Here is a 3170-nt window from a genome sequence, read left to right as displayed (position 1 = left end):
CAAAAAAAAACGGTCATAATTGATATTATGATTGGTACAATAAGCAAAATAAGGGCGTATGGGGGATGCCTAGGCTCTCAGAGGCGATGAAGGGCGTGATAAGCTGCGAAAAGCTGCGGGGACAAGCACACATTGATTGATCCGCAGATACCCGAATGGGGCAACCCACTATGTTGAAGACATAGTACACCGATAGGTGGGCAAACCCGCTGAACTGAAACATCTAAGTAGGCGGAGGAGAAGAAAACAAAAGTGATTCCGTAAGTAGTGGCGAGCGAACGCGGATTAGCCCAAACCAGTGATGTTACGGCATTGCTGGGGTTGTAGGACCACGACATTTTATGCATGCAGAACCGGAACTGACTGGAAAGTCGGGCCATAGAGGGTGACAGCCCCGTATGGGTAATAAATGTAATAGATAGTGGTATCCTGAGTAGGGCGGGGCACGTGAAACCCTGTCTGAATTTGGCGGGACCATCCGCTAAGGCTAAATACTCCTGAGAGACCGATAGTGAACCAGTACCGTGAGGGAAAGGTGAAAAGAACCGTGAATAACGGAGTGAAATAGATCCTGAAACCATACGCTTACAAGCGGTCGGAGCCCTTTCGTGGGGTGACGGCGTGCCTTTTGCATAATGAGCCTACGAGTTAACGCTGCTGGCAAGGATAAGTGGTTAAGCCATGGATCCGCAGCGAAAGCGAGTCTGAATAGGGCGCTTTAGTCAGTAGTGTTAGACGCGAAACCGTGTGATCTACCCATGGGCAGGATGAAGCTGTGGTAACACACAGTGGAGGTCCGAACCGGTTGACGTTGAAAAGTCTTCGGATGACCTGTGGGTAGGGGTGAAAGGCCAATCAAACTCGGAAATAGCTCGTACTCCCCGAAATGCATTTAGGTGCAGCGCTGAATTAAGTTATATAGAGGTAGAGCTACTGATTGGATGCGGGGGCTTCACCGCCTACCAATTCCTGACAAACTCCGAATGCTGTATAATGTTTCTCAGCAGTGAGGGCTTGGGTGCTAAGGTCCAAGTCCGAGAGGGAAAGAACCCAGACCATCAGCTAAGGTCCCCAAATATATGCTAAGTTGAAAGAACGAGGTTTGTCTGCCCAGACAGCTAGGATGTTGGCTTGGAAGCAGCCATTCATTTAAAGAGTGCGTAACAGCTCACTAGTCGAGCGGACGAGCATGGATAATAATCGGGCATAAGCATATTACCGAAGCTATGGATTTACAAGCAATTGTAAGTGGTAGGGGAGCATTCTAACAGGGCAGAAGGTTTTTCGTAAGGAGAGCTGGACTGGTTAGAAAAGAAAATGTAGGCATAAGTAACGATAATGCGGGCGAGAAACCCGCACACCGAAAAACTAAGGTTTCCACAGCTATGCTAATCAGCTGTGGGTTAGTCTGGTCCTAAGGCGAACCCGAAAGGGACAGTCGATGGCTAACGGGTTAATATTCCCGTACTACTAATTACTGTGATGGGGTGACGGAGTGATGAAAGCGCCGCGAACTGACGGAATAGTTCGTTAAAGTACCTAGCTATAGGCTCTGCAGGCAAATCCGCAGAGACTGGTGAAATACGATAGTACTCGGAGTCTTCGGACAAAGAGATAGTGCGCCTAAGGGCTTCCAAGAAAAACCTCTAAACTTCAGGTAATTAGTACCAGTACCGTAAACCGACACAGGTAGTTGAGGAGAGAATCCTAAGGTGCTCGAGAGATTCATGGCTAAGGAATTAGGCAAAATAGACCTGTAACTTCGGGAGAAAGGTCGCCCCGAGCAATCGGGGCCGCAGTGAAGAGGTCCAGGCGACTGTTTATCAAAAACACAGGGCTCTGCAAAATCGTAAGATGAAGTATAGGGCCTGACACCTGCCCGGTGCTGGAAGGTTAAGAGGAGATGTTATCTTCGGAGAAGCATTGAATTGAAGCCCCAGTAAACGGCGGCCGTAACTATAACGGTCCTAAGGTAGCGAAATTCCTTGTCGGGTAAGTTCCGACCTGCACGAATGGTGTAACGATCTGGACACTGTCTCAGCCATGAGCTCGGTGAAATTGTAGTAACGGTGAAGATGCCGTTTACCCGCAGTGGGACGAAAAGACCCTGTGCACCTTTACTATAGCTTAGTATTGACCTTGGATAAATGATGTGTAGGATAGGTTGGAGACTGTGAAGCGGCGTCGCCAGGCGTTGTGGAGTCATTGTTGAAATACAACCCTTTGTTTATCTGAGGCCTAACCCCATAGTGTGGGGGACATTGCTTGGTGGGTAGTTTGACTGGGGTGGTCGCCTCCAAAAGAGTAACGGAGGCTTCTAAAGGTTCCCTCAGTACGCTTGGTAACCGTGCGTAGAGTGCAATGGCATAAGGGAGCTTGACTGAGAGACATACAGGTCGATCAGGTACGAAAGTAGAGCATAGTGATCCGGTGGTTCCGCATGGAAGGGCCATCGCTCAAAGGATAAAAGGTACGCCGGGGATAACAGGCTGATCTCCCCCAAGAGCTCATATCGACGGGGGGGTTTGGCACCTCGATGTCGGCTCGTCACATCCTGGGGCTGGAGAAGGTCCCAAGGGTTGGGCTGTTCGCCCATTAAAGTGGCACGCGAGCTGGGTTCAGAACGTCGTGAGACAGTTCGGTCTCTATCTACTGTGGGCGTTAGAAATTTGAGTGGATCTGATTCTAGTACGAGAGGACCGAATTGGACAAACCTCTAGTGTATCTGTTGTCCCGCCAGGGGCACCGCAGAGTAGCTACGTTTGGAAGGGATAAGCGCTGAAAGCATATAAGCGCGAAACCCACCACAAGATGAGATTTCTTTTAAGGATCGTGGAAGATGACCACGTTGATAGGCTATAGATGTAAAGGCAGTAATGTCATAGTCGAGTAGTACTAATAATCCGTAAGCTTATGTACACCCTTTTCTCCCGACTACGGTCGGGAGAAGAAACTTTCTAAACAAAACTTACTTTTCTTTATCTCAGTATGTTAAAATATTAGCTCGACGCAGAGCAGTTGATGGTCAAGAGTTGATAGTTGTTGGAGAAATCCATCAACCGACAACCACAAACCAACAACTAAAAACCTTAAGGTGGTTATTGCGGCGGGGCTCACCTCTTCCCATCCCGAACAGAGTAGTTAAGCCCGCCTGCGCAGATGGTACTGCA

General features: G+C 48.8%; 2 rRNA genes. Both read left to right on the top strand.

The features are described 5' to 3' along the window. The first annotated feature begins 37 nt into the window (after positions 1–37). Positions 38–2919: ribosomal RNA gene (locus tag LUU93_RS21435) — 23S ribosomal RNA — on the top strand. A 171-nt stretch (positions 2920–3090) separates the two neighbouring features. Next, positions 3091–3170 (top strand): 5S ribosomal RNA (gene rrf / locus LUU93_RS21430); the annotation flags it as partial.

It is taken from the genome of Flavobacterium soyae, assembly GCF_021245985.1.
Taxonomy (GTDB): domain Bacteria; phylum Bacteroidota; class Bacteroidia; order Flavobacteriales; family Flavobacteriaceae; genus Flavobacterium; species Flavobacterium soyae.
This window is presented reverse-complemented; position numbering and strand designations above follow the sequence as displayed.